We start from the raw sequence: 22,232 nt of genomic DNA, 5'->3' as shown, positions 1-22,232 counted from the left end.
TTTTATCAACGTAGTAATACACCGATGCTAATATACAATGCTCACAGGCAATACATATAGCTATGAGAGTATTGAGCATGTTAATTATAAGAAGTTAGTTTAATAAATTTAGAATTACGTTGAGCTATACATTCGCCACCATCACCGAAATGTTTATTGGCATGGTTAATATAATCATACTTAACTAGTTGAGGAAAGCCAGAAGAAACAGATTGACCAATGCTTATTAAATATTCAGAAGTGTAGACCAATGTGATGAAATTTTTGTTTTTAGTTTGAGTGGTTTGAACATTAGTATAGCGGAGATTGCCAAAATTCATTGTATCCATATGGTCTTTTGATAACACTATCCTCTCGTCATTGTCACAAGTATAAGTATCTAAGACAAGATTATCATTCAACTGTGCGGCTACAGGTATTGAAAAAAACAAAAGAAAGGCTAATTTTTTCATTCGGTTATGCCTACTATAAAGTAAAGACACCACTATTATAGTTCCGAAAGAACGAACGATCAAAGATATGGCCTAACAATATGATTCAAAAAGGTACTCCGGCAGCCCAGCTTAGAACGCGAGTTTTCGGCACCGGATTCTTTAAGTTATGTGTGAAGTTTAGATAGCTTCCCGCACCGCATTTAAACTACGGCAAAACCAATTTTACTGTCACTACAGTCACATTCTAAATCGTCATCACAGTCGCACAACTTGATCAGATCATGATAACCATAGTCATATTCATCAATATAGTTTTTAATTTTAGTTATGTTATTAGGTGAACAATTCAAGTGAAAACCTACACACCAAAAAGATCTTGTTTCGTAAATACATCTTTTAATCGCATTTATCTTTTTAATGTCTTTCTCAAATCCATTAATTAATGTTTGCACATTGCGAGAGCATTTTAATTCAAGGAAGATAAACGAATTTAAACGGGTACGTTTTTTTCTAATAGCAAGATCAATATACATATTATATCGCTCGCGTAATTTTCTATTATCTGGAAATGCTTCTACTTCTCTTTCTACTTGTATGCCTTCAGTTTGGCTTATAAAGTACTCTAGCTCTACTTGTAACCATTTCTCCCAATCATTTCTATCACGCTTACGAATCATTCTCAGTCTTGACTTTACACCTTCATCTTTTACAAATTGTTCCATAATGGTTCTAACTGTTATTGCATCTGCTTTGTCTGTCATGGATTCCTCATAATTTAAGTACTGATCGTTACCGGAAAATCAGATAAATACTTTAACACAAGAAAGGGGAAAAACCATGGTAAGTTTAAGGTCAATTGCAAAACAATATGGCTACGATGAGAGTACAGCCAGACAATGGAAATCCAGAGGGATGCCAATTGGTAAAGATATTGAAGAAACTATGACACGTAATTGGATTGTGGAAAATATACTAAAACCATTACGTGAAACAGATATTAATGAAAAGATACAACAAGAAAGATTGAAGAAGCTATCAGCAGAACGCCAACTGGCAGAACTTGAATTAGCTGAAAAGAATGGGCAGGTGGTCAGTACTGAATATCTAGAACAAGTACTGACAGAATATCTGTTTCAAGTTAAAACCGCAATGCGTGCAATACCATCAAAAACCTATCTTGAATTATTTGCACAAGCAGATTCCAAGGATTTACGCGACGTATTAAGAACGCATATTGATAAAACATTATACCAATTAGGCTCAATGGAATTTGAGCTACCCGATGACATGGATGTATTAGAGGATGGAGACAAACAAGAAGAAACTAACGAGGTTATTGAAGAAAGTACTACCGACATTACAGCCACCGAAAATACAGAAAACCAGTGAATGGATCAGTAACGGGGTAGTGAAGTTTGTTGATGGTCCAAATATGGGGCTTGATTGGCTTCCATTTAGTTTTCAAAAAGAACCGATGGATATAGCTCAGGATAGAAGTACTAAAAAGATAGTACTTCAGTCATGCAGCCAGCTTTTAAAAACGACAGTACTACAATCAATTGCATTTAATCTAATGGCTAATGATCCCTGTAACTTTGCTTTTGGTAGTAGTTCGGAATCTGAAGTGAAGAAGTTCAAAGATGGTAAGTTTTTACCAGCTATTGAAACCAGTTCAGTACTGAAGCCATTAGTAACAGATAAGAATGATAAAAACGCCGCCAATAACTCGAAACAAACACAGATGATCAACGGCACGTTTATCTATTGGCTAAACCTTAATACACCAGGAAACCTACGCGGTATTACAACACGTGTTGTTCTGTTGGATGAAGTCAGTACCTGTGAGATTACTGATGAAGGAAATCCAATTAAACTGGCTGAAGCACGTACCAGTACTTTTGGCAGTGATTCACTAGTCGTTGTATCTTCCACACCATTATATAAAGACGACTTAATCAATGCTGAATATAACCTTTCAGATAAGCGACGGTACTTTATTACGCATATATGCGGTCATGAATATACATTTGAATGGGAACAAGTAGCATTTGAATTTAAAACATTAGAAAACGGACGAGCAATACCAGACAGTACTACTACCCGTTTAATTTGTCCTCATTGTAATGAAGAGATTGATGAACATACACGCCACCAAATGATTGACGGTGGTCGATGGATTGCTACTAACAAAGAGGGTGAACCGGGTGTGGTTGGATATCAAATCAGCCGTATGTATTCACCTTTGAATACTATAACTGAAATGGTTTCAAAGTTTGCCGATGCTCTTTACAACTTCAATCTGCAAACATTTTATAATAATGAACTTGGATTGCCATATGAAGATGAGTACCAGAAAGAACTGGATATACTTCAATTGGAATCACTACGTGAAGATGAATTTAACCTTCATAACATCCCTGAAAGTACTCTAGGAATTTGTATATCAGTAGACCAACAATTAGACAGAAATGAGGCCAGTATTCTTGGGTTTGATGAAAAGAACATATATGTACTTGGACATGAATTTTTCTATGGACATGACTGTACAAAGATTGAAAGTACCGCATGGGCGGATCTAGATAAGTTTTGCCGTCAAGATTTCCGTACTGTAGATGGTCGCCTAGTACCGACACTTGCCGTATTCGTGGACAGTTCGAACGGTAATGCCACCGATACAGTTAAGAAGTTCACCGCTCGTTGGGCTAAGTACCATCCTATCAAGGGTTCAAGTAGCACTACTGGTGATCTCTTCAAGACGAGTACACAGGCTGGCTACCAGCTACAGATCCTAAACGTACATGACCAGAAGAATACGATACGTAAACTTTTAAACCTAATGCTCAGTACTGAAGCCGATAACGCACCAGTTAAATTACGCTTTAGCAGCACTTTACCGTCCGATTACTTTGAACAAGTTTCAGCAGAAGAATTAAAACCTGCTGGTGGAAAATTAGTTTGGCGATTAAAGAAAGGTCAAAAGCGTAATGAGGCTTTAGATTGCCTTGTATATGGAATGATAGCGATTGTATATGCACAAAGTCAATTAGGTACTCAACCATTCAGGAAATTACGCGAACATAAAGTACAGGAAAGTACTAAATATAATATAAATAAAGTAGAAGAACCAATAACCAAACCAGAGAAAAAACAGACGCGTAGACGTACTGGTATGGGTTCTAATTGGTTCGGCAAATGATAAGGAAATCAAATGGCACTACTACCAGACAAGATCTATTTGGTATCAAATCCAATGGATCTAACGGTAAAAGTACCCGCTGCTACGATTCTCGTTATTAGTTTTACTTCATCCGGTCAAAGTACATCATTAGATAATCTCAATGGCAGTACTTCAAAAGATTTTACGGTTACATTAGATATGAGTACAGCACAGGAATTACTTTTCTGTACTCAAATATCTAACGGACAAGCCAGTACATTTACTTCTGAGGTCATTAATCCATTACTTTATACTTCTGAATACGCACAATTGAAACAGATGATCAGTGAAATTGATACGGTAATTGCTAATAAAATCGCAGGTGGTGCTAATTACTCAATCACAATAAATAATAAAACTCTTGTAAGTGAATCACTATCATCACTTGAATCCATGCGTGAACGCTATGTGAAGCGTGCAAACTCACTATTTGTGAAAATGAATGGCGGTACTTTATCCAGTGGCGGTAAACCAATCAAGAGTATTACGGTTTTCAAGCCTAAGCCAGGGAGTACACGCTAATGTTCTGGAATAAAAAAGAAATCACACAAGAAGCAAAACCTAAGAGACAAAAACAAGAGCGTAGTACTAAACCATCAACACTTAAACGTGATATTCAGGCAGTACGCAACACATCGGTTATGAATTTTGGATTTAATGCTAATTCAGGAAGCAATATTAACTTTCTGATACTTAAAGCACTACCTACCATGCGAGCGTTTTCACGTGATGCAGTACTTAAAAACCCAATTGGGCGAAAGTACATGAACCTTTCCGTAGATGGTGTAGTAGGTTCTGATGGTGTTTATGTGAAACCTGCGGTAGAGATTGACGGAAGCGAAGAAGAAATTAACCAGATTAATGAACAATTAGAGAAACTATTTGATCGTTGGGCTTATGATCCAGACCGATTTAGCGTCGATGGTGCTTTAAGTTTCGAGCTATTCCAACAAAATGTAGAGAAGATCAGGGTACAAGATGGTGAATGCTTTATCAGAATTCATACTATTAACCGTCAAATAAAATTAGAAATCTTAGATACATCTCGTTTACAACAATCCAATAACCAACATTTGGCCAATGGTAATTATATCAGTAATGGTATCGAATTTGACCAATGGCACAGACCAGTAAATTACTATTTCTGTAGATTTGATCCCGTTACGTACACATACAGTACTGGAGATTATGAAGTCATTCCGGCTAATGAAATATGCCACTACTTCATAGCAGACCAGCAAGGGCAGGAACGCGGATTAAGCGATTTAGTCGCTACAAGTAAGTTAATTGAAGATCTGAAAAACTTCACAGAGGCTGCATTAACAGCAAAACGTGTAAGTGCTTCCAGTATGGCATTCATTACTAATAATAACGACACTACTAGTACTGATCTGTTAGGTGCTGATGAGCGTGATGAAGTTACACCCGTATACACAGAGTACTTTGAAGCGGGCTTTATTGGTGAATTAGGTGAAGGGCAGGACATTAAAACTGTCACTCCGACGAATGGTGTAGACGGGATTGATATTTTCACTAATGAACTCATGAATCAAATTAGCATGGGCTTAAACGTAACTAAACAGGCTCTATTATCTGACACATCTAATGCTTCATTCAGTGCTGCACGATTAACAGAAAAACTACAACAAACTACTTTCCGTACTCGAACCAATGTACTTATCAGTAAAGTACTTAAGCCAATCTATATAGCTTGGTTAAAGAATGAAATGATTAATAACAGCAAATTGAATCTAAGTTTTTCAGACTTTGATGATCTCATTTGTGCTCGCTACATATTACAAAAGCCAATTAGTTTAGATCCTGTAAAGGATATACAGGCTGAGCTACTTCAATTGGAAGCAGGTATTAAATCTAAAACTCAGGTTATCGCCGAACTTGGTGGTGATCCAGTCAAGGTATTAGCAGAGGTACAGGCAGAAAAGGAAAAAGAAAACCCAAACAAGGAAGTTAACCAGGATGGAAATCAAAAACCAGAAGAGGGAACTAACGATACCCCTACAGGCGATTAATACAGAATCGCGAACTATCGATGTAGCGTTTTGCTCAGAAACACCAGTAGAACGTGAAATCAATGGTGAAATCTATAATGAAATCCTTCTATGCGGTTCCGATAACGCAGACCTACGCCGTCTTAATCAAAATGGTGCAGTACTCTTTAATCATAATCGTGATGATCTCATTGGTGCTGTTGTATCTGCACATATGGATGCCGACCGTGTAGGACGTGCAACGCTACGTATTAGTACTACCGCTAATGATGAATGGGAAATGATTCAGGAAGGTGTACTAACACATATCAGTATTGGCTATAACATTAATGATTACTACATTTCTGGAAATAATATCTACGTTTCCGATTATGAAATCTATGAAATTAGCTTAGTTACAGTACCAGCAGATGCTTCTGTAGGCGTAGGCCGTTCAATGGAATCCGATATTGAAATTGATTCACTAAATAAAGCAGGTGAAACAATTCAAAAGGATCAATTCATGGAAGAAACAAATAACGATAGCGAAATTGAAACGACAGTAGACGCTACCGAAAAGGAAGTAAAAGACGAAGGTGACGAAGTTGAAGAAGTAGTAGAACACGTAGATGAAGTTAAACGCGATCTAAGTGATGAAGAACTTTTAGATATTCTTTCTAAACGTCCTGACTTACTCAACAAAGTACAAGGTGAAGAACCGGAAATTATAAATAGTACTGATGATACTGAACGTGTACGCGAATTAGAAGCACTCGGTAAAGTACTTAATATTGATGTATCGGATGCCATTGGTAAAGGAATTACCGTGACCGATTTCAAACGTCAATTGAATGACATTAAAAACAATCCTAATCATGATAAGGAAATCAAATCGATGGATAAAAATCTATTAAAGGATATGCTACGTGCTATCAAAGCCGGTGATAAAACCTCTCTTGAAGGTTATGAATTCGGTAAGAATGGTTATGTACGTGCTGTAGTACCTTCAACTAATACTACTACGGCTGCTGGTGTAGTCGCAGATGATCTACAAGACCAATATATTCCAGAGCTATTAAAGCTATCTGCTCTTGGTGAACTAAATACTACTGTTTATTCAGGCTTGGCTGGTCGTGGTAATCTTTCCATTCCTAAAGCTAATGGTGTAGCTCCGGTATTTAAATTCTACGGCGAAGCAGAAGCACAAGATGATTCTATTGCTAACTTCACTAAAGTTACCCTAACACCAAAAGCATTCGGTGGTGCTATTCCACTAAGTAAAACTGCAATTCTTACTGCTCCAAATATTGAAACATTCGTACAGTCTGAGTTAATGCGTTATGCGGCTCAGGGCTTGGAACAAAACGTAATGGATAAAATCGTTGCGGCTGCTCCAGTACTGAACGTTGCTACTGCGGGTTCTATCACTCTTGAAGATGTCCAAAAAGCTGTTGCTCAACTGGCACAAGCTAACGTGAATGTTCGAGCTGCGAAAGCCGTGATGAATGCAAAGACTCTTTCTACTTTACGTCAGATTGCCGTACTTGAGAATACCGCCGCTAAAGCGATGGTTGAAGGCTATCGTAGTGAAGCTATGTGGTTAGCAGATGAAGTACAGGTAGTTGTTTCTGAATTCGTTGCAGATGGTGAGATCCTAATTGGTGATTTCAGTAATGTAATTATCGCAAATTGGGAAGGTCAGGAAGTGGATTTTGACGATACTACTTATCGTTCAAGTAACACTATCGTTTACCGCGTATGGGATTACTCAGATATTGCACTTGCTCATTCTGAAGCATTCGTTAATATCGTTATTGGTGAGTAATAACTATGAGAGCATTTTCTAACGGTCAACAAGGTACGTTTCTAAATGCTTTCGGTCAATTAATCCAAACTTCTACGGGAAGTACTTTTACTGGAATTGTAGAAGTACTTCCCGTTTCTATTGAAGCCGCAGGTGGATTTATCGAAAGCACAGAAACATACGTAACAATGAGAAAGGATGATTTAGTTAATGCTGATATAGCTATCGGTACAGTACTGATCATCGATGGTGTAAACCAAACAATTTATAATATTGAAGATGATCGGTCAGGTATGGTTAATTGCTACTTTCGTACTTCTGCTGGTGCTTCATTTGCAGAGGATTACTAATATGATGTTAGTACAGAAAGTACGCCAGACAATGAAACAGCTAATCAACGCAACTAAGAATCTAACAGTATCACGTGATGCAGATGTATTTGAACAGATAGCATTTGATTACTCATTGTCTTCAATTTCTTTTGGCGGGCAGAGGCAAGCAGGTAACTTTGCTATTCAGTACTTGATAAGTCCAAAGCCAGAATCAGGCAATACTGCACCATCAATTACTTATGATCAAATTATCAGTACTTTTGATAATGAGAAAGCACGTGCTTTCAAGGATGCAGATTTAATCATTCTCTCTTACTCATATGAACAATCCGATATCGTCACAGACCCTATAAGTGGCACGATTTCTTTATCATTCACGATAAATATTCAAGTTACGGAGAAAACAAGATAACGCTATAAGGATATAAAATGGCCGACATTTTTTCAGGTAAGGGATTAACTTTCCAATATAATACGGACACTGGAAACCGTTCACCACAGGGCATAGGCAATGTTACTATTAATAATGTGACTGAATTTCCTACTCTAACCATCCAGTCAGAAACAAATAATTTTGAAACCTATGATAATGAGTATAAGACAGTACTACTATCCGATAAATCAGTAGAACCATTTGATATTGTGGTTGCATACTTACCTGATGATCCTACGCACCAATTCTTAGATGAAATGGCTGAATCACAATCTGTATTTCAGGTCATTCTTCAGTATCAATTAGATTTAGAAGAAAGTCAGATCACTTATGCCATCGTCAATGGTTACGTTACGGGTACTCAATTATCCGGGGATAAGGATCAGGTAGTTACTAAATCCTATTCATTTACACCTGCTGATGTAGTTGCCCGTGTAATGACAATGGCTGCACTTCTTCCTGTCTATCAGGGGGATTACGGCGTAGGTGCTAACACTACTGGTATACCGCAGTACGCACCTGTCACACCAACGGGTAACAGCTTTATCAAAGTACCGTCAACACAACAGGGTAATCCTGCCGGGGCCGATATGATGGGCATAGGGCTTGTCGATGGTTCGGCAGTCAGTTCATTAGCAATGACAAAATCAGGTACGTTAAGTATCTATGCTAAAAACGCTACTACAGCATGGACTCGGATCTACACGGCTACACAGATGGACGCACGTTATGTTCCTCTCACGCGAACCGTCAACGGTAAAGCACTATCCGCAGACCTTACATTAACCAGTACTGATACCGGTTCTGTACCCGTAGAGCGTACCGTAAATGGTCATGAGCTTTCCGACGATGTAGTACTGACAAAGCAAGATATTCAATTAGAAAACGTCACTAATGATGCTCAGTTAAAAATTAGCAGTAATTTAGCCGATATCGATGATAGCGAAATTGCCCGTACTAATCTGGATGTGTATTCGAAGGATGAAATTGATAATTCAATTAATACATTAACTGCTCATGTTAATACGGACTTTGTGCCCAAAACAATTACAGTAAATGGTCATGCATTATCATCTAATGTGACAGTAACTAAAGCCGATGTTGGTTTAGGTAACGTTACTAATGACGCACAGCTAAAGATCGGAAGTAATCTTGCAGACCTTAATAATATTGTCACTTCCCGTACTAATCTCGGTTTAGGTTCCCTTGCAGTACAGAACTCGAATGCAATCGCTATCACAGGCGGTACGGCGACGTTATCGACCTTAACCCTTTCAACTGCATTACCCCTAACGAGTGGCGGTACTGGAGCTACAACGGCTGCGGCGGCAAGAACGAATCTTGGACTTGGTACGGCTGCGACTGCAAACGTTGGTACATCTGGCGGTACAGTACCTTTGCTTAACGCTACCAATACATGGGATGGGGGGCAGAATTTCAACGGATCTATTGCTATTGGAAGCAACTCAACCACTTCAAGGGGTATTGAGCTGGGTAGTACAACTACGGCAGTACTGACATTCCTTGATATGCATAGTTCCGGTACTGGTAACGATTTTGATGTACGTCTGTTTGCATCGGGCGGCGAAACAGCTACAGGCAAAGGTACTTTGGGAATAGTTGCCAGTACTGCAACGTTGAACGGACAGCAAATTTACTCAATTGATAACACATTATCTGAAGTTGGGCTTGGAATCGATCCTCGCCATGTTGCCGATATGAAAGATGCACCGAAAGGGTTCATTCGAACGACTACAGCAACTATTGATTCCCCTTCATCATTCGGCGGTGCAGGTTTTGTTGCTCAGTATGATGGTTCACCGTCTTATTCTGGAATGCTTGTTCAGCCTGATGGGAATCGTGTCTTTGCTGGAGGCGTACAGCCATCACAGAACAGTGGTAAATGGCAGTGGCATGAAGTACCGACATTGGACAGGTCAAATACGTTCAATCAACCTCAAGTGGTTAACAATCAACTCACGGTATCGCGTGATGATTGGGCTGCAATCAACTTAGATGTTACTGGCGGTAGTGATGTTGTCGGTCGCCGGGTAAGAATTGAGAATAGCCAGGAAGCCGGAAAAGGACTTATTTTCTATTTCAGAGATAAAATTGGGTCAGTTACTGGACAGGGCTGGGCGTATCTACCGCCAGTTTCTGGTTATGGTTCTCCCATTGGTCTTGCTGGAGGACTTGCCCCTAATGGCACATCATACGATTCTTCCGGTACGGATATGAATATAGGTGCTCAAGGATGGCGTGCTGTTGGTGGCTCATGGACTAATTCACCTTTAGGTTCTGCATCTACTAATGTTTATGGCTCACTTTTCACTCAATGTACCCAAGGACTACAGATAGGTGGTACATCGGCAGTGAATACCGCTCAAACATGGTTTCAGCAAAGATTCTACGATACGAATAATCGTATATATAGCCGTGTGCAAACTAATGCACAAGCATGGCAACCTTGGTCACAGATAACTACAACTTCTGTCTCTGATGAAAGGGCTAAAAATATTGGGGAACCATTAGATCTCAATATTGCTCTTGATAATATTTCTCGAATGGACTTTGTTAACTTTACCTTTAAATTTGATGAGGACGAGACACCACGCCGTGGGGTAGTTTCACAACAGATTATGGATATAGATCCACAATACGTAAAAGAAGTTGGTGATCTCTACCATCTTGATGAAACACCAATGATGTTAGATGGTTTAGCTGCAATTAAAGCATTAAAACAGATGAATGATGATCTCAGTACTGAAATTGAAAACTTGAAAGTATTAGTACAATCTCTAATCGATAATAAATAAATATAAAAGGGTGACAGGACGTTGCCCGATTAAACTTATATAAGGATATAAAAACTATGGCTATGGATATTTTTTCTGGTGCTAATATTACTGTAGAGGTAGGTTCTGCGGGTACTACCGTTGCTACTGATTTTGCAGAAGTACCAGAGGTGAATACCTTCACAACTTCCGGTTTTGAAAGTACTGTAATTAGTGTTAAAACATTTAACTCAGCATATGACCGTAAACTATTGGGTACTAAATCTATCCCTGATATTTCACTTGCGGTTAACTATCTTGCAGATAACACAGTACACCAAAAATTAGAACAACTGGCAGATGATCAAAAACGTTGCCAAATCAAACTAAGCTATTTTGAAGATGCTACTAAAGAGAATGGCTTCTATGTGATTTATACATGCTTTGTTTCTAGTACTACTATCGGTGGTGACAAAGACGAAGTAGTAACTAAGACATTCACACTTGCTGTAGATGGGGCTGCTATCGATTCAGGTCTAATCACTGCTGGTACTGGTGAATAAAAAATAAATAAAGGGAAGGTATTGTACTTTCCCTTTTTTTTTGGAGAAATAAATGAACTTAAACCAGCTTATGAAGAAACTACAGCCAGTACTACAACCCTACGAAGTGGAAGGTGAAACTATCTATATTCATCGTCCAAATGGCAGAGACTTTGCAAAATGTACTGATGTTGCACAAACACTAATCCTATGTGCGAAAGATGAAAATGGTGATCCTATCTTTTCAGATGAAGATATTGATGGACGCATTAATGTAAACAGTATTGATTTTGTCATTCAAAATGAAATCTACGCAGCAATTATCAAACTTGTAAATGATTCAAATCCTACGGATGAAGTAGAAAAAAAGTAAGAGGTGATATCGAATTAAAGTACTTTTGTAAGATGGTTAACAAAAGAGGCTTATCACCAGAAGAGTACTTTAACTTAGAACCTGAAGTACTTAATATGCTAATGATCTACGATACTTTTATTGAACCGTCCGGTACTCAGATTGAAATGATGAAACATGCGTACCAGTGTTATTACACTACTATCAGTAATGGGAACTTAACACCAGAAGCAAGAAAAAGTATAAAAATAGCTGATTTCGATTTTCTGGATGTACTCGGTGACAGTACTAAAACTACTGCTGATAAAGAACAGGAACGGAAAGAGAAATCAAAAGATAAACAATCCAGTGATATTAAATCAATAGGAGAGTTAATTAAATCTCAGGTTTTAGGGAAGAAACAGAATGGCAAAGAATAATGTAATCCGTGTAGAAATTGACGGTGATTCCGGTGGCTTACAGCGTGCTTTACAGCAAGGTACTGAAGCAGTTGAAGAATTTGGTGGTAAGGCTGGCGGTGTAGTTGAAGAGTTCACAGGTCGCTTTAGTGGGATGGCTGGCGGGTTCAGCACTGCTATGACTGGCCTTGCAGGTGCTGCGGCTATTGGTATTGGTGGACTTGCTGCACTTGTACAGTCTTCACGTGAGTATGTTCGCGAGATGAATGAAATCAGTAAAAGTACTGGTCTATCAGTAGTACAGCTACAACAGCTATCATCGGCGTTTAGTGGTCTTGGTCTTGAAATGGACAAGTTTGGAGACTTTAACAAGGATACTTTAGATAAACTCGGTGATGCCTTTCGTGCTGGCGGTGGCGTGTCTGATGATTTAAAAGAGTTTGGCCTGAATCTACAGGACTATAACAAGTACTTGAAACAAACTGATGGCGGTATGAAAGCCGTTATTCATACGTTTTATGCTATGCGTGATGCGGGTAAATCTCAGGGTGAAATTGTCAACGTAATGGAAACATTAGCAAGTGATTCATCTCATATGATTAGTACTTTACAGCAGTTCAATAATGAAGCAGATGCAACTGCGTATATCCAGCAACAGAATGCCGATGTTACTAATGAGGCAGCCGAAAAGTACGCCGAATTTGATAAGAATCTAACTAAGCTAACCACTAATATTAAAGGTACTATCGCCGATGGTCTTTCACCTTTAGTTGATGCAATGAACGGTGTATATGATGCCGCCAATCAAAAGCCACATGAGGCGGGATTATTTGAGGATCTTAACCAACGTATAAAGGAATCCAAAGGTAGTCTACAGGATATGTTAGATATCTGGGAGAAGCTACGCATGGCAGGGGCGTTAAACTATCAAGGTGCAGCCCTTCATACTGGCTCGATGGATAACGGCAAGGGGAACCAGTACGCCGACGCTAAAAAGAATCTTGAAGGTCTGGTGAGCAACTTTCAGAATGATATTGCTACAGTGACAGCCCCTAAAGGTGGTTGGGTAGATCAGGGCAAAGAGCGTGAAGATGCACAGAAGAAAGCCGATCAGCTACGCAAGCAAGCAGAACAAGCCCAAAAGCAAGCCGATGCAAAACGCCTACAGGCTCAACGTAATTTAGAAACTGCTCTTGCTCAGGTTGGGGAAGATGGTTTTAAAGTACGCCTACAGCAGTTTGACAGACAGCAAAAGGCACTTCTTAAAACGATTGCAGATTCAGCTAAAGTACTCGGTATTAATCCTGATGAAATGCTAAAGAATGCTAATACTTCTGGTGCTAAACAACGTACTGATCTAATTAATTCTATGGTTGGCTATTCAGATCCAAATCAAGGTCTTAAAGATACTAATTCTCTAATTGGTTCTGGATTGCTAAATGATCAGCAGAAAGGGTACTTATCACAACAGCAAAATCAGCGTATCAATGGTGGTAATCCATTTGCTTATGATGATACTGATCAACGCCTGAATGATAATCAGGACGCGATGAATGCTGAATTAGCACAGAATGATTTACTGCTGAAAGGTCATGAAGACTACGAAAAGCGTAAGGCTCAGATAACAGCAAAGTACAATGCTCAGGCCATTGATATCAGTAACCAGAACGCACAGCAACAGCTCACAATCTTCTCAGATACTGCACAAAACCTTAGTGGGGCGATGGTGGCCGCATTTGGGGAATCGTCTGGTGCAGCCGAAGCGGCATTCATGGTTTCACGTGGGATCACGATAGCTCAGACAGTACTATCAATTCAGTCAGCACTTGCACAGGCACTTGCTACGCCGTGGCCTCAAAACCTTGCGAACTATGCACAGGTAGCCTCTCTTGGATTGAGCATTATCAGTACTGCAAAAGGTGCTGATGCGGGGCAGTTCCACGGCGGCGTAGATGACCTACCAGCCGGGTATGATAACAAAAGTTTTGTACTGAAAGCAGGTGAGCGTGTAGTACAGCCAGAAGCTAACAAGAAGCTGACTAAGTTCCTCGATACTCAGGACAAAGGCGGTAGTACTGCTGGTGACATCACCGTTAACGCTCCCTTAATAATTCAGGGTGACGTTGCAGGTGATGATAAGAAATTCAATGAGATGTTGCAAAAGCACGCTAACAGCGTTACACAGGCAGTAAGAAGCAGTCAGAGACGTAATACTTAAGAAAGCCCTATGTGGGCTTTCGTTTTGCAAGATATTCGCATTTCTTTTTATAGATTATTTTACGGGTTTTGATCGACTTAATCTTTCTAAGTAACTGACTAAAACTTAACACAGTACTGGCTGAAATGAGAAAAGTATAAATGAATAGGTTTGCTAATTTGCCACCGTCGAAAGTAGAAATGTCTTTGAATATAAAGACTCCGACGAATATAGGTAACAAAAAGCCACCTACTAATATTACAACCAGACAAATATTAAACATTTCAGTTTTAGATGTTTTTTTGACCTTCTGCAATGATGGCAAGTAGCAGTCACGAAGTCCTTTAAAGTTATCTATATCCAGATCGAATTTTCCCAGGAATTTATAAAACAGTTCAATTTGAGTGAGGTTCCTGGTTTTCAGATTTACTTTAAAATTGAATTTGGCAACATCATGTTCAACCTTTTCCTTTAATGCTAATTCTTCATTGAAGAAATTCTTCTCACCAATGAATATCCCCCATATCTTATTAGCAATGATGGATGTGCTTCCACTCCTGTAGACTATATAAAGAGTTACAACTACCACAACTATAGGGAATGCAATAGCAGATAATATAGGCAATATTTTCAATATGTGGTTCAAGAAGTCAATCATAATAAATACTCGAAACAAGGATTGTTGAGGTTACAATGGCATCTTTTTCAAATCAAATAAAAATAACAAACTTCCAGATTAAAAGTACTGAGCCTGTCTATTCAAATCAGACATGGACAGGTCAACGTATCATGAGAAGTACGGGTATTCAATACTATGAGATTCAGTTTCAGTTAAGTTTCAATCCTGTCAGTGTTGGCGAGGTTCAAAACTTCCTTGCTCAGTACTCACAGGGTAAGCCCTTCACTTTTTCTCTTGGATTGTTGAGTACGTACAGAGGCACACAAACGGGTTCGTTAACCAGTACTGTACTTGTTAACAAAGGCAATAGGGTAATCAATACCAGTACTAATACACTGGCGGTAGGTGAATGGATTCAATTTACTAACCACAATAAAATCTATCGCATTATAGAACGTACCAGTACATCAATTACTATTTTCCCTGTCTTACAAAATACAGTACAGGCAAGCGAGATTATTAAATATAACAATTTGATGATCGAAGCAGTGCTGGACCCTGATAATGAATATACATTGCCAGTCGGTAACATAATGAATATGACATTTAAGGCAACGGAGAATATTACATAATGAATGATGCAGTTTTTACTAATGCTAATCTTTTGAAGTACTGGAAGTTAGTTAAAGGTACGACGAAGACACGATTATCACTAATGGATGTAATGAGCTTGGGTGTACAGGTAACTTGCTTTGATGTACTCCCAAAAGGCACAAATGGTTTTCACTGGACTGATTCACTTATAGATATCAATTTAGACGGTTATCAATATATTAGTTTCCCCGATATTATCAGTGGTTCACTTCCTTCCTATTCAGAACAAAAGGGCATCACGAATGATGCTATTAACTTCAAAGTCAGTAATGTGAATCAATCAGTACGTGCTCTTGCATTAGGTGGATTTTTAAAAGATGCTCAAATGAATATCAAATTAGTAATCTTGAATCCATATGACAGTACTGTAATTGATTCAATGCTTATGTTCTCAGGATTCATTGATTACGTTCAGGCCGTAGCAGACCCAAATCAGAAAACTAACGAAATGACGATATACGTTAACAGTGTTTATAAAAAGCTAGACCGACAACCAGCCTTAATTGCTGCTAACTCAGTATACCAATCTTACTACAAAGGTGATGAGTACTTTAGTCTGTTAGGGCAAGTTAATCAAAATCAAAACTGGAAGTACAAATAATGAAAAATCTACACAATGAAATTATGAATATCATTCAGTACGCCATTGATAACCCGTATCAGTTTGGAGATAACGATTGCAATATTATTGTATTACGTATTATCGATTTAATTAATGGTACAACAACTCTATCAGATCGCCAATATACAAGCGTACAGGAAGGTATAGCAGGTCTAAAGGCTGAAGGATGGAATCATACAGGGAAGATAGTTGAACAGTATTGTTACCCCGTACAGGTCGTTATAGATGGTGATATATGGCTAGATCCTGATAACCCTTTACTTATGGCAGTGGTTGTATCAGGTCGGGTACTTGGAGTGAATGAAAACCATGATGGTTTTGAACTTCATCCAAAACCAACGAAGGGAACATTTTATAGAGTAAGGAAACACAATGGGTAAGAGTTTAGGGGGCTTCTTTGGAGCTATCATAACTGCGGTAATTGTCGCGGCAGCAGTTTATTTTACTGGCGGTACAGTATTAGTAGCAGTTTCCTGGGGTGCTGCTGCGGGAGCTGCTTCACTGGTCGCTACATCAATGTTGGGGCAAATAGGCGTAAGTGGTTATGGGGATGTGTCGGACTCACTAAGCCGTAGTACTTCTCCGACGACGGGATTACCTGTTATCTATGGTGGTGAGTTACCGCATAAAAACGGGGTATCAGGCGGTTCATACGTACTGACAGGTTCAATTGTGTCATGGTACAACGTACCGAATAGTGATTCTCAAAATCTCTTTTCAGAACAGGCTGTAGCATATGCTGGTACTGAAAAGAATATTCTACAGATTTATATCGATAACGAACCAGTCTTAGCCGTACCGATTACACAAGATGGCATAGTACCGAAAGCCAGTATTGCGGCAAAGTATCAGGAATTTCTGCAATTAGAAGTACGCTTTGGTGGTGATTATACCAGTACTAAAACGTTAGCCAGCCAATATGCAGGGCCAAAATGGACTAACAAATTTCTTGGTAAAGGAATTGTTAGTATCAGTACAGTTATCAAGAAAACACAGAAATCATTAGAAAATAACATTCTCGTTAATGATCAGTTTGCTTTGACAGTTGAAATGAAAGGGCAACGTATTTTTGATTTAGTGGATGGCAGTATTAAAGCAAGTAGTAATCCACCGTCAATTATCTATGATTATTTAACAAATACTACATATGGGATGGGTATTGATCCTGCATTAGTTAATCTTGATACATTCAAAGAAACTGCGGCATATTGTGATGCTTTTGAGTACTACGCGAATGGTGCGATCAGTTATCAATCAAGCTATAAAGAAAACATAGAAAATATCTGTCAATCATTTGGCGGTATTATGTATGTTCACGCCGGACAGATTTGTATTACGACAGACCGTAAAACAGTTTCAGTAGCGTCATTTAATGAATCTAATATGGTTGGTGCGGTACAGATTTCAACCAGTGGCGGTACTGACTACTTCAATGTGGTTGATTGCAAATTCACTAACCCTGAAACGATGTACACAACTGATGTTGTACGCATACCTTCAGATATCACCGTTGATGAAGCCGTTCGGCAAGACGGGCAGGTAATCGCACTTAGTCGTGATTACAGTTGGTCATATGATCCTGATGTCATCGCTAAGATGGCAAACGTTGATGTACTCAAGGCAAAGTATGCTTTACGTACTATCAGCTTTACCACGTCCGAAGGCTGGGATCTCAAGGTATGGGATGCTATCAATGTCAGTAATGCCGAATTGAATATCTCAGGTAAATTTAAAGTACTGAACAAGGACATTGCCACCGATCAAGAAAACGTAGGCTATGTGACTATCACCGCCGTAGAAGCCCCTGACCAGATGTATGACGGGGTAGATCCGGGCATATGGTCGCCGGGTGGTGTGATTAACTTCCCTGAACTTACTGTGAAGGCTCCAACGAATCTACAGGCAGTACGCAAGGGCAACACTACCAGCGGTTCTATCATTGATTTGACCTGGACGGCTTCAGAAGATCCGTACCTACGGGGCTATTATCTTTACTACAAACTTCACAGTGCCAGTACATGGACATATGCGGGGCAAACTGGCGTACAGAAACTTGATTACGAATTGTTCGGATTGTCTGACACTGCAAGCTATGACTTTGGGGTAGAGGCGTATAACAACCTTGGTCTTGTTTCACAGCGTGTAACCCTTAACGGTATCGTGCCGTCTTATAACTTTGCTTTACCTTCCGTAACTGGTGTAGTACTGGCAAATCGTACTGAATCAGCGTTAATCACCGATGCACCTGATTTTAATATTGCATGGGATTCACAGAAGAACTTAATCGTTAATGGTCGCTCGTTTTCTGATTACTTTAAGTACTACATCATTAAAATCTATAACGGTATAACCCTTGTAGATACTTTCTATACGCAAAGTAATAGTTTCAATTTCGCTCTTGCGATGAATCGTTTAAAAGTACGTAAACCAACTATTGGTATTATCGCACAGGGATTTAATGATGGAACGTATTCACAGGAAGTGAAAATCACAGTAGAAAACAAACAATGTGGATTAGTACAAGGCGTATCATTCACTGGAGGTTTTGGTAATTTATTTGCTTCATGGACACAATCAACTGAACGTGATTATGCTGGGGCTGTTATCAGTATTGTTAACGGGAATACCAGCCGATTGTTTACCAGTTATGCACCTGAATTCGATTCAGTACCGAACATCGTTGATGGTGAATATAAGGTTAAGATGGGATTCTTTGACGTATTCGGCACGGACAATATTCAGTACTGTCCAGAGCAGACGATTAGTATTAACAGCAAATACCAGTTCACTGAAGAAGATGCAGATGCGATAAACGGTATTCTGGATCTCGATGACCGACTAACAGAGACGTTAGAGAACGCCGTCAATGAATCGAACGAGTACACCAATACGCAAATATCGACATTGAAAAATACAGTAAATGGAAACACGGCATCAATCAGTAACCTTTCACAGACAGTAGCGACTAACAACACAGCACAATCACAGGCCGTCACACAGCTACGTAGTGATGTGAATGGGCAGATAGCTACCGTTAACCAACAGATGAGCACAAAGGCAACTGCAAGCACAGTAGACAGCCAGTACTCTCTATCAGTGCGGCTAATGGTACGGTAGCGGGTATACGTCTGGTGGCGAGTTCAGGAACGAGTAACAACAGTGCTATCTACTTTGCGGCGAACAAATTTATTGTATCTGGTACTGATGCGGCGACCGTGGGCGGTACTGCACCTTTCGCAATTGTTAACGGTACTACTTATCTGAAAACCGCAATGATTCAGGCGGCAAGTATCGGTACTGGTTATATTGCTGATGCCGCGATTACAAATTTAAAGCTCGCCAATGGATCAGTCAATACCATTAAAATAGTTGACGGAACAATTACTACGGCGAAGATAGCCAGTACTATTCAATCAACTAACTATGTTGCTAACTCTACAGGCTGGCAAATCAATAAAGCCGGAACTATTTTGATTAATGGTAGTGGCGGTACTGGTCGTATGGTTATCAGTAATAACATTATCCAAATCTATGATAATAATAATGTGTTACGTGTACGTATGGGATTATGGTAATAAATATCAAGGGGATAACTTCCCCTATGACTTAAAGGATTTAATATGGCACAAGGATTACAATGCTGGAATAGTGCAGGGGTATTAGTAGTAGACCTCGGTGATTATAATATGCGGTATATGGGTAGTTACTCAATTACTGCTACTACTGCATCAAGTTATACTGTTACTGTACCTGGAATGAAAACAACAGGATGGATTGCCTATTATGCCCCGTCTACTGATGTTTTTAATGAGTGGTCTGTTATTTGTAATAATGGCTCAATGACTATCATTTATCTCCCAACGGGATCACCGTTTGCTGGTACGTATAGTTTCAGCGTATATAAGTGGGCGGTGTAATATGTCAGGTTTTGAAGTTTATAATTCTGCGGGTGCTCTGACGATTGACAGTACTAACAAGTCAATTCTCACAGGTGCTGTTAAGGCAATGGGTACACTGACTGATCAGGGGTACTACACTGGCTTTACATGTGCTTTTGGTAACGGTGGTGCTCTTGGCTTCTTGCCACCTGCAACTATCGTGAGCAGGAACACTACGCAGTACTGGTTTCAGATACAGAAAGATGGCGGCTGGTGTTTTCCCGGTGCTGAGTTGTTCCAGCCGGGGATAGGGCGATTTATGACGAGTACGCACACAGCAACGCCTACATCTGGTTATCTCGATGTGTTTAATGCTTCTGGTACTTTGATATGGTCTGCTGCATCGGCGGCTACCATGCCCCGTATACAAGGTTTCTTAACTGTACCTGCGGCAACTGATTTGAGTACTGCAATCACAGTAACAAGCCCTGTTGCTAATCCGTGGTTTTGCTGGTCACAATGTCCGGGTAACTTAAGTGATGATGGGGAAACAATCGGTTATTCGGGAATAGTTATTCGACGCAATAGCAGTACTTCATTCAGCTTGCAGTATGTAAATAAGAACCAGAAAACATATCGTCAGGCAATGGGTAACAATGGCTTTCAAATTGCTTTAGCTACTTTTACTGGATACTGAACATAAATACTATTGTAAAAATAATAATAAGCGAGAACTAATTGCAATGGATATTGGGACGATTTTGGCTCTTGTTATTTCTGGTGGTGTATTTTTATACACAATATTCCGTGACAATACAAAAGATACCGATGAACTACTTACACGAGTTTCTGACTTAGAAACAAAGCAGGCAGTACAAGAAAGCAGTATGGTACGTATTGAAACAGATCAAAATAAGATGCGTGATGCTCTAACTAAACTTGAAAACCAGATTCATGATCTGGATGTGAAAATTGAAAAGATTATTACTATTCTTGAACAGAAACAATAAGAAAAAAGGCGATAGTGTTTGATACTATCGCCTTTTTATTATTTGTGAGTTAGTACTGCAATCATTGTATCAACACGATTAGGGGTTTGCTTATACCATAATGAATCTTTAGCCTGTCTGATGGCTTCCGGGTAATCTTTGGTTTTAAGGGCTGCTAACATCTTTTTGAATTTCTGTACCCCGCCTAAACCTAACTGGAACATCATTATCACAAGGAAATCTTTCCAGTCGTCAGGTAGCCAGATATTGAGTGTTTCGACGTTATGCACTGCAATTAGTATATCTTGGTCCAGTAGTTCTTCTGCTTGCTCAATAGTAATACCATCTGGAAGCTTTTCACCAACATGTAGTAAATGACCGTAGCCAATGGTTTCAAATCCTAGTGAATCTTTGTATGTCCAAAATTTGTTATCGTGAAAGTACTTTAGTTTCTTTTGATAAGCGATAGTACCTTCATATTCTTTTAATCTGTCTTTTAAATTACTCATTAATAAATACCTATAATAAATCTATATAGGGATATTTATTGTGAGAGTTAATAAAGCATGGGAGATGTTCGAAACTGATATGTGGGATATATCTGAAGTAACAGATGGGAATTATGTTTCGTTCATCTACATTATTCAGTTTCCAGAGACTGGCGAGTACTATTTCGGTAAGAAGCAAATCTATAAAAAAGTACGCGACATAAAGAATTTAAAGGCTACTTCAGTTGAATCGAACTGGCCTGATTATACCGGTAGTAGTAAGTGCGTTAACGAAATGATTGATGCCGGAATGCCATACACTAAAAATATTTTGTACTGTGTTAAATCTGACGCAGAGGCAACGATTTTAGAAACAGCATTGATTAGCTACTTTGGTTTACATCCCGACTGTTTGAATAAAGCAATTATGTGTAAAGCACGATTACCAAAGAACCGTTTAGATTTATTTAAAGTACTGCAAGATCTAATTGATATGTTGGGTGTGAGGTAA

The 22,232-nt window shown here is 39.1% G+C and carries 25 protein-coding genes; 21 read left to right on the top strand and 4 right to left on the bottom strand.

What is annotated here, in order from left to right; translation table 11 throughout:
* Nucleotides 1-80 precede the first annotated feature (80 nt).
* Nucleotides 81-452, bottom strand: a complete 372-nt coding sequence (locus tag SIK69_RS21695; RefSeq protein WP_319787082.1) for a hypothetical protein — start codon at nucleotides 450-452, stop codon at nucleotides 81-83.
* 182 nt (nucleotides 453-634) lie between these two features.
* The gene (locus SIK69_RS21690) at nucleotides 635-1,195 is read right to left on the bottom strand and encodes a hypothetical protein (protein ID WP_319787080.1); all 561 of its coding nucleotides are present in this window, start codon (nucleotides 1,193-1,195) and stop codon (nucleotides 635-637) included.
* Nucleotides 1,196-1,271: 76 nt separating this feature from the next.
* Here SIK69_RS21690 and SIK69_RS21685 point away from each other — a divergent pair, with 76 nt between their 5' ends.
* The 12 genes from SIK69_RS21685 to SIK69_RS21630 are packed head-to-tail and all read left to right on the top strand — an operon-like array spanning nucleotide 1,272 to nucleotide 14,492.
* Nucleotides 1,272-1,823, top strand: a complete 552-nt coding sequence (locus SIK69_RS21685) for a terminase small subunit (protein ID WP_319787079.1) — start codon at nucleotides 1,272-1,274, stop codon at nucleotides 1,821-1,823.
* Between the two features lie 19 nt (nucleotides 1,824-1,842).
* Nucleotides 1,843-3,630, top strand: coding sequence for a terminase gpA endonuclease subunit (locus SIK69_RS21680; RefSeq protein ID WP_319787078.1), 1,788 nt, complete (start codon nucleotides 1,843-1,845; stop codon nucleotides 3,628-3,630).
* 12 nt (nucleotides 3,631-3,642) lie between these two features.
* Complete coding sequence (locus tag SIK69_RS21675; RefSeq protein ID WP_319787077.1) at nucleotides 3,643-4,173, top strand: hypothetical protein; 531 nt, start codon at nucleotides 3,643-3,645, stop codon at nucleotides 4,171-4,173.
* Nucleotides 4,173-5,681 carry a phage portal protein gene (locus SIK69_RS21670; protein ID WP_319787076.1) on the top strand — a complete coding sequence of 503 codons (1,509 nt, stop codon included), beginning with the start codon at nucleotides 4,173-4,175 and terminating at the stop codon, nucleotides 5,679-5,681. Before SIK69_RS21675 ends, SIK69_RS21670 begins: the two co-directional genes overlap by 1 nt.
* The gene (locus SIK69_RS21665) at nucleotides 5,629-7,464 is read left to right on the top strand and encodes a phage major capsid family protein (protein ID WP_319787075.1); all 1,836 of its coding nucleotides are present in this window, start codon (nucleotides 5,629-5,631) and stop codon (nucleotides 7,462-7,464) included. The genes SIK69_RS21670 and SIK69_RS21665 overlap by 53 nt, the downstream gene beginning before the upstream one ends.
* Nucleotides 7,465-7,469: 5 nt before the next feature.
* A complete protein-coding gene (locus SIK69_RS21660; protein WP_319787074.1) occupies nucleotides 7,470-7,793 on the top strand; it encodes a hypothetical protein in 324 nt (107 codons plus the stop codon).
* A gap of 1 nt (nucleotide 7,794) precedes the next feature.
* Nucleotides 7,795-8,187: a hypothetical protein gene (locus SIK69_RS21655; protein ID WP_319787073.1), complete on the top strand. Its 393-nt coding sequence runs from the start codon at nucleotides 7,795-7,797 to the stop codon at nucleotides 8,185-8,187.
* A gap of 17 nt (nucleotides 8,188-8,204) precedes the next feature.
* On the top strand, nucleotides 8,205-11,024 hold the full coding sequence (locus tag SIK69_RS21650) for a tail fiber domain-containing protein (protein WP_319787072.1): 2,820 nt from the start codon (nucleotides 8,205-8,207) through the stop codon (nucleotides 11,022-11,024).
* Nucleotides 11,025-11,080: 56 nt separating this feature from the next.
* Nucleotides 11,081-11,545: a phage tail tube protein gene (locus tag SIK69_RS21645; protein ID WP_319787071.1), complete on the top strand. Its 465-nt coding sequence runs from the start codon at nucleotides 11,081-11,083 to the stop codon at nucleotides 11,543-11,545.
* Between the two features lie 52 nt (nucleotides 11,546-11,597).
* Nucleotides 11,598-11,897 carry a hypothetical protein gene (locus SIK69_RS21640; RefSeq protein WP_159773646.1) on the top strand — a complete coding sequence of 100 codons (300 nt, stop codon included), beginning with the start codon at nucleotides 11,598-11,600 and terminating at the stop codon, nucleotides 11,895-11,897.
* Between the two features lie 32 nt (nucleotides 11,898-11,929).
* The gene (locus SIK69_RS21635; RefSeq protein WP_319787070.1) at nucleotides 11,930-12,295 is read left to right on the top strand and encodes a hypothetical protein; all 366 of its coding nucleotides are present in this window, start codon (nucleotides 11,930-11,932) and stop codon (nucleotides 12,293-12,295) included.
* Entirely contained in the window at nucleotides 12,282-14,492 is a 2,211-nt protein-coding gene (locus SIK69_RS21630) for a hypothetical protein (protein WP_319787069.1), read from the top strand. The genes SIK69_RS21635 and SIK69_RS21630 overlap by 14 nt, the downstream gene beginning before the upstream one ends.
* A 7-nt stretch (nucleotides 14,493-14,499) precedes the next feature.
* Here the strand turns inward: SIK69_RS21630 and SIK69_RS21625 are convergent, their stop codons facing one another.
* The gene (locus tag SIK69_RS21625; RefSeq protein WP_319787068.1) at nucleotides 14,500-15,129 is read right to left on the bottom strand and encodes a DUF6216 family protein; all 630 of its coding nucleotides are present in this window, start codon (nucleotides 15,127-15,129) and stop codon (nucleotides 14,500-14,502) included.
* Between the two features lie 35 nt (nucleotides 15,130-15,164).
* Here SIK69_RS21625 and SIK69_RS21620 point away from each other — a divergent pair, with 35 nt between their 5' ends.
* The 8 genes from SIK69_RS21620 to SIK69_RS21585 are packed head-to-tail and all read left to right on the top strand — an operon-like array spanning nucleotide 15,165 to nucleotide 21,254.
* The gene (locus SIK69_RS21620; protein WP_319787067.1) at nucleotides 15,165-15,722 is read left to right on the top strand and encodes a hypothetical protein; all 558 of its coding nucleotides are present in this window, start codon (nucleotides 15,165-15,167) and stop codon (nucleotides 15,720-15,722) included.
* Nucleotides 15,722-16,345, top strand: a complete 624-nt coding sequence (locus tag SIK69_RS21615; RefSeq protein ID WP_159773642.1) for a DUF2163 domain-containing protein — start codon at nucleotides 15,722-15,724, stop codon at nucleotides 16,343-16,345. The genes SIK69_RS21620 and SIK69_RS21615 overlap by 1 nt, the downstream gene beginning before the upstream one ends.
* A complete protein-coding gene (locus SIK69_RS21610; protein WP_319787066.1) occupies nucleotides 16,345-16,746 on the top strand; it encodes a DUF6950 family protein in 402 nt (133 codons plus the stop codon). The genes SIK69_RS21615 and SIK69_RS21610 overlap by 1 nt, the downstream gene beginning before the upstream one ends.
* Entirely contained in the window at nucleotides 16,739-19,483 is a 2,745-nt protein-coding gene (locus SIK69_RS21605) for a hypothetical protein (RefSeq protein ID WP_319787065.1), read from the top strand. Before SIK69_RS21610 ends, SIK69_RS21605 begins: the two co-directional genes overlap by 8 nt.
* 14 nt (nucleotides 19,484-19,497) lie before the next feature.
* Nucleotides 19,498-19,941: a phage tail tip fiber protein gene (locus SIK69_RS21600; RefSeq protein WP_319787064.1), complete on the top strand. Its 444-nt coding sequence runs from the start codon at nucleotides 19,498-19,500 to the stop codon at nucleotides 19,939-19,941.
* Nucleotides 19,942-19,986: 45 nt separating this feature from the next.
* Nucleotides 19,987-20,283: a hypothetical protein gene (locus tag SIK69_RS21595; RefSeq protein WP_319787063.1), complete on the top strand. Its 297-nt coding sequence runs from the start codon at nucleotides 19,987-19,989 to the stop codon at nucleotides 20,281-20,283.
* Nucleotide 20,284: 1 nt separating this feature from the next.
* Nucleotides 20,285-20,941 (top strand): DUF8377 family phage-derived protein, encoded by a 657-nt coding sequence (locus SIK69_RS21590; RefSeq protein WP_319787062.1) that lies wholly within the window; start codon nucleotides 20,285-20,287, stop codon nucleotides 20,939-20,941.
* A 46-nt stretch (nucleotides 20,942-20,987) separates the two neighbouring features.
* Complete coding sequence (locus SIK69_RS21585) at nucleotides 20,988-21,254, top strand: hypothetical protein (protein ID WP_319787061.1); 267 nt, start codon at nucleotides 20,988-20,990, stop codon at nucleotides 21,252-21,254.
* A gap of 38 nt (nucleotides 21,255-21,292) precedes the next feature.
* Here SIK69_RS21585 and SIK69_RS21580 read toward each other — a convergent pair whose 3' ends face one another.
* A complete protein-coding gene (locus tag SIK69_RS21580; RefSeq protein ID WP_319787060.1) occupies nucleotides 21,293-21,742 on the bottom strand; it encodes a glycoside hydrolase family protein in 450 nt (149 codons plus the stop codon).
* A 40-nt stretch (nucleotides 21,743-21,782) separates the two neighbouring features.
* Here SIK69_RS21580 and SIK69_RS21575 point away from each other — a divergent pair, with 40 nt between their 5' ends.
* Nucleotides 21,783-22,232 carry a hypothetical protein gene (locus tag SIK69_RS21575; RefSeq protein ID WP_319787059.1) on the top strand — a complete coding sequence of 150 codons (450 nt, stop codon included), beginning with the start codon at nucleotides 21,783-21,785 and terminating at the stop codon, nucleotides 22,230-22,232.

It is taken from the genome of Scandinavium lactucae (assembly GCF_033843265.1).
GTDB classification, from domain to species: Bacteria; Pseudomonadota; Gammaproteobacteria; order Enterobacterales; family Enterobacteriaceae; genus Scandinavium; species Scandinavium lactucae.
Note: the sequence above shows the minus strand (reverse complement) of the source record. Positions and strands in the feature narration are given on the sequence as shown.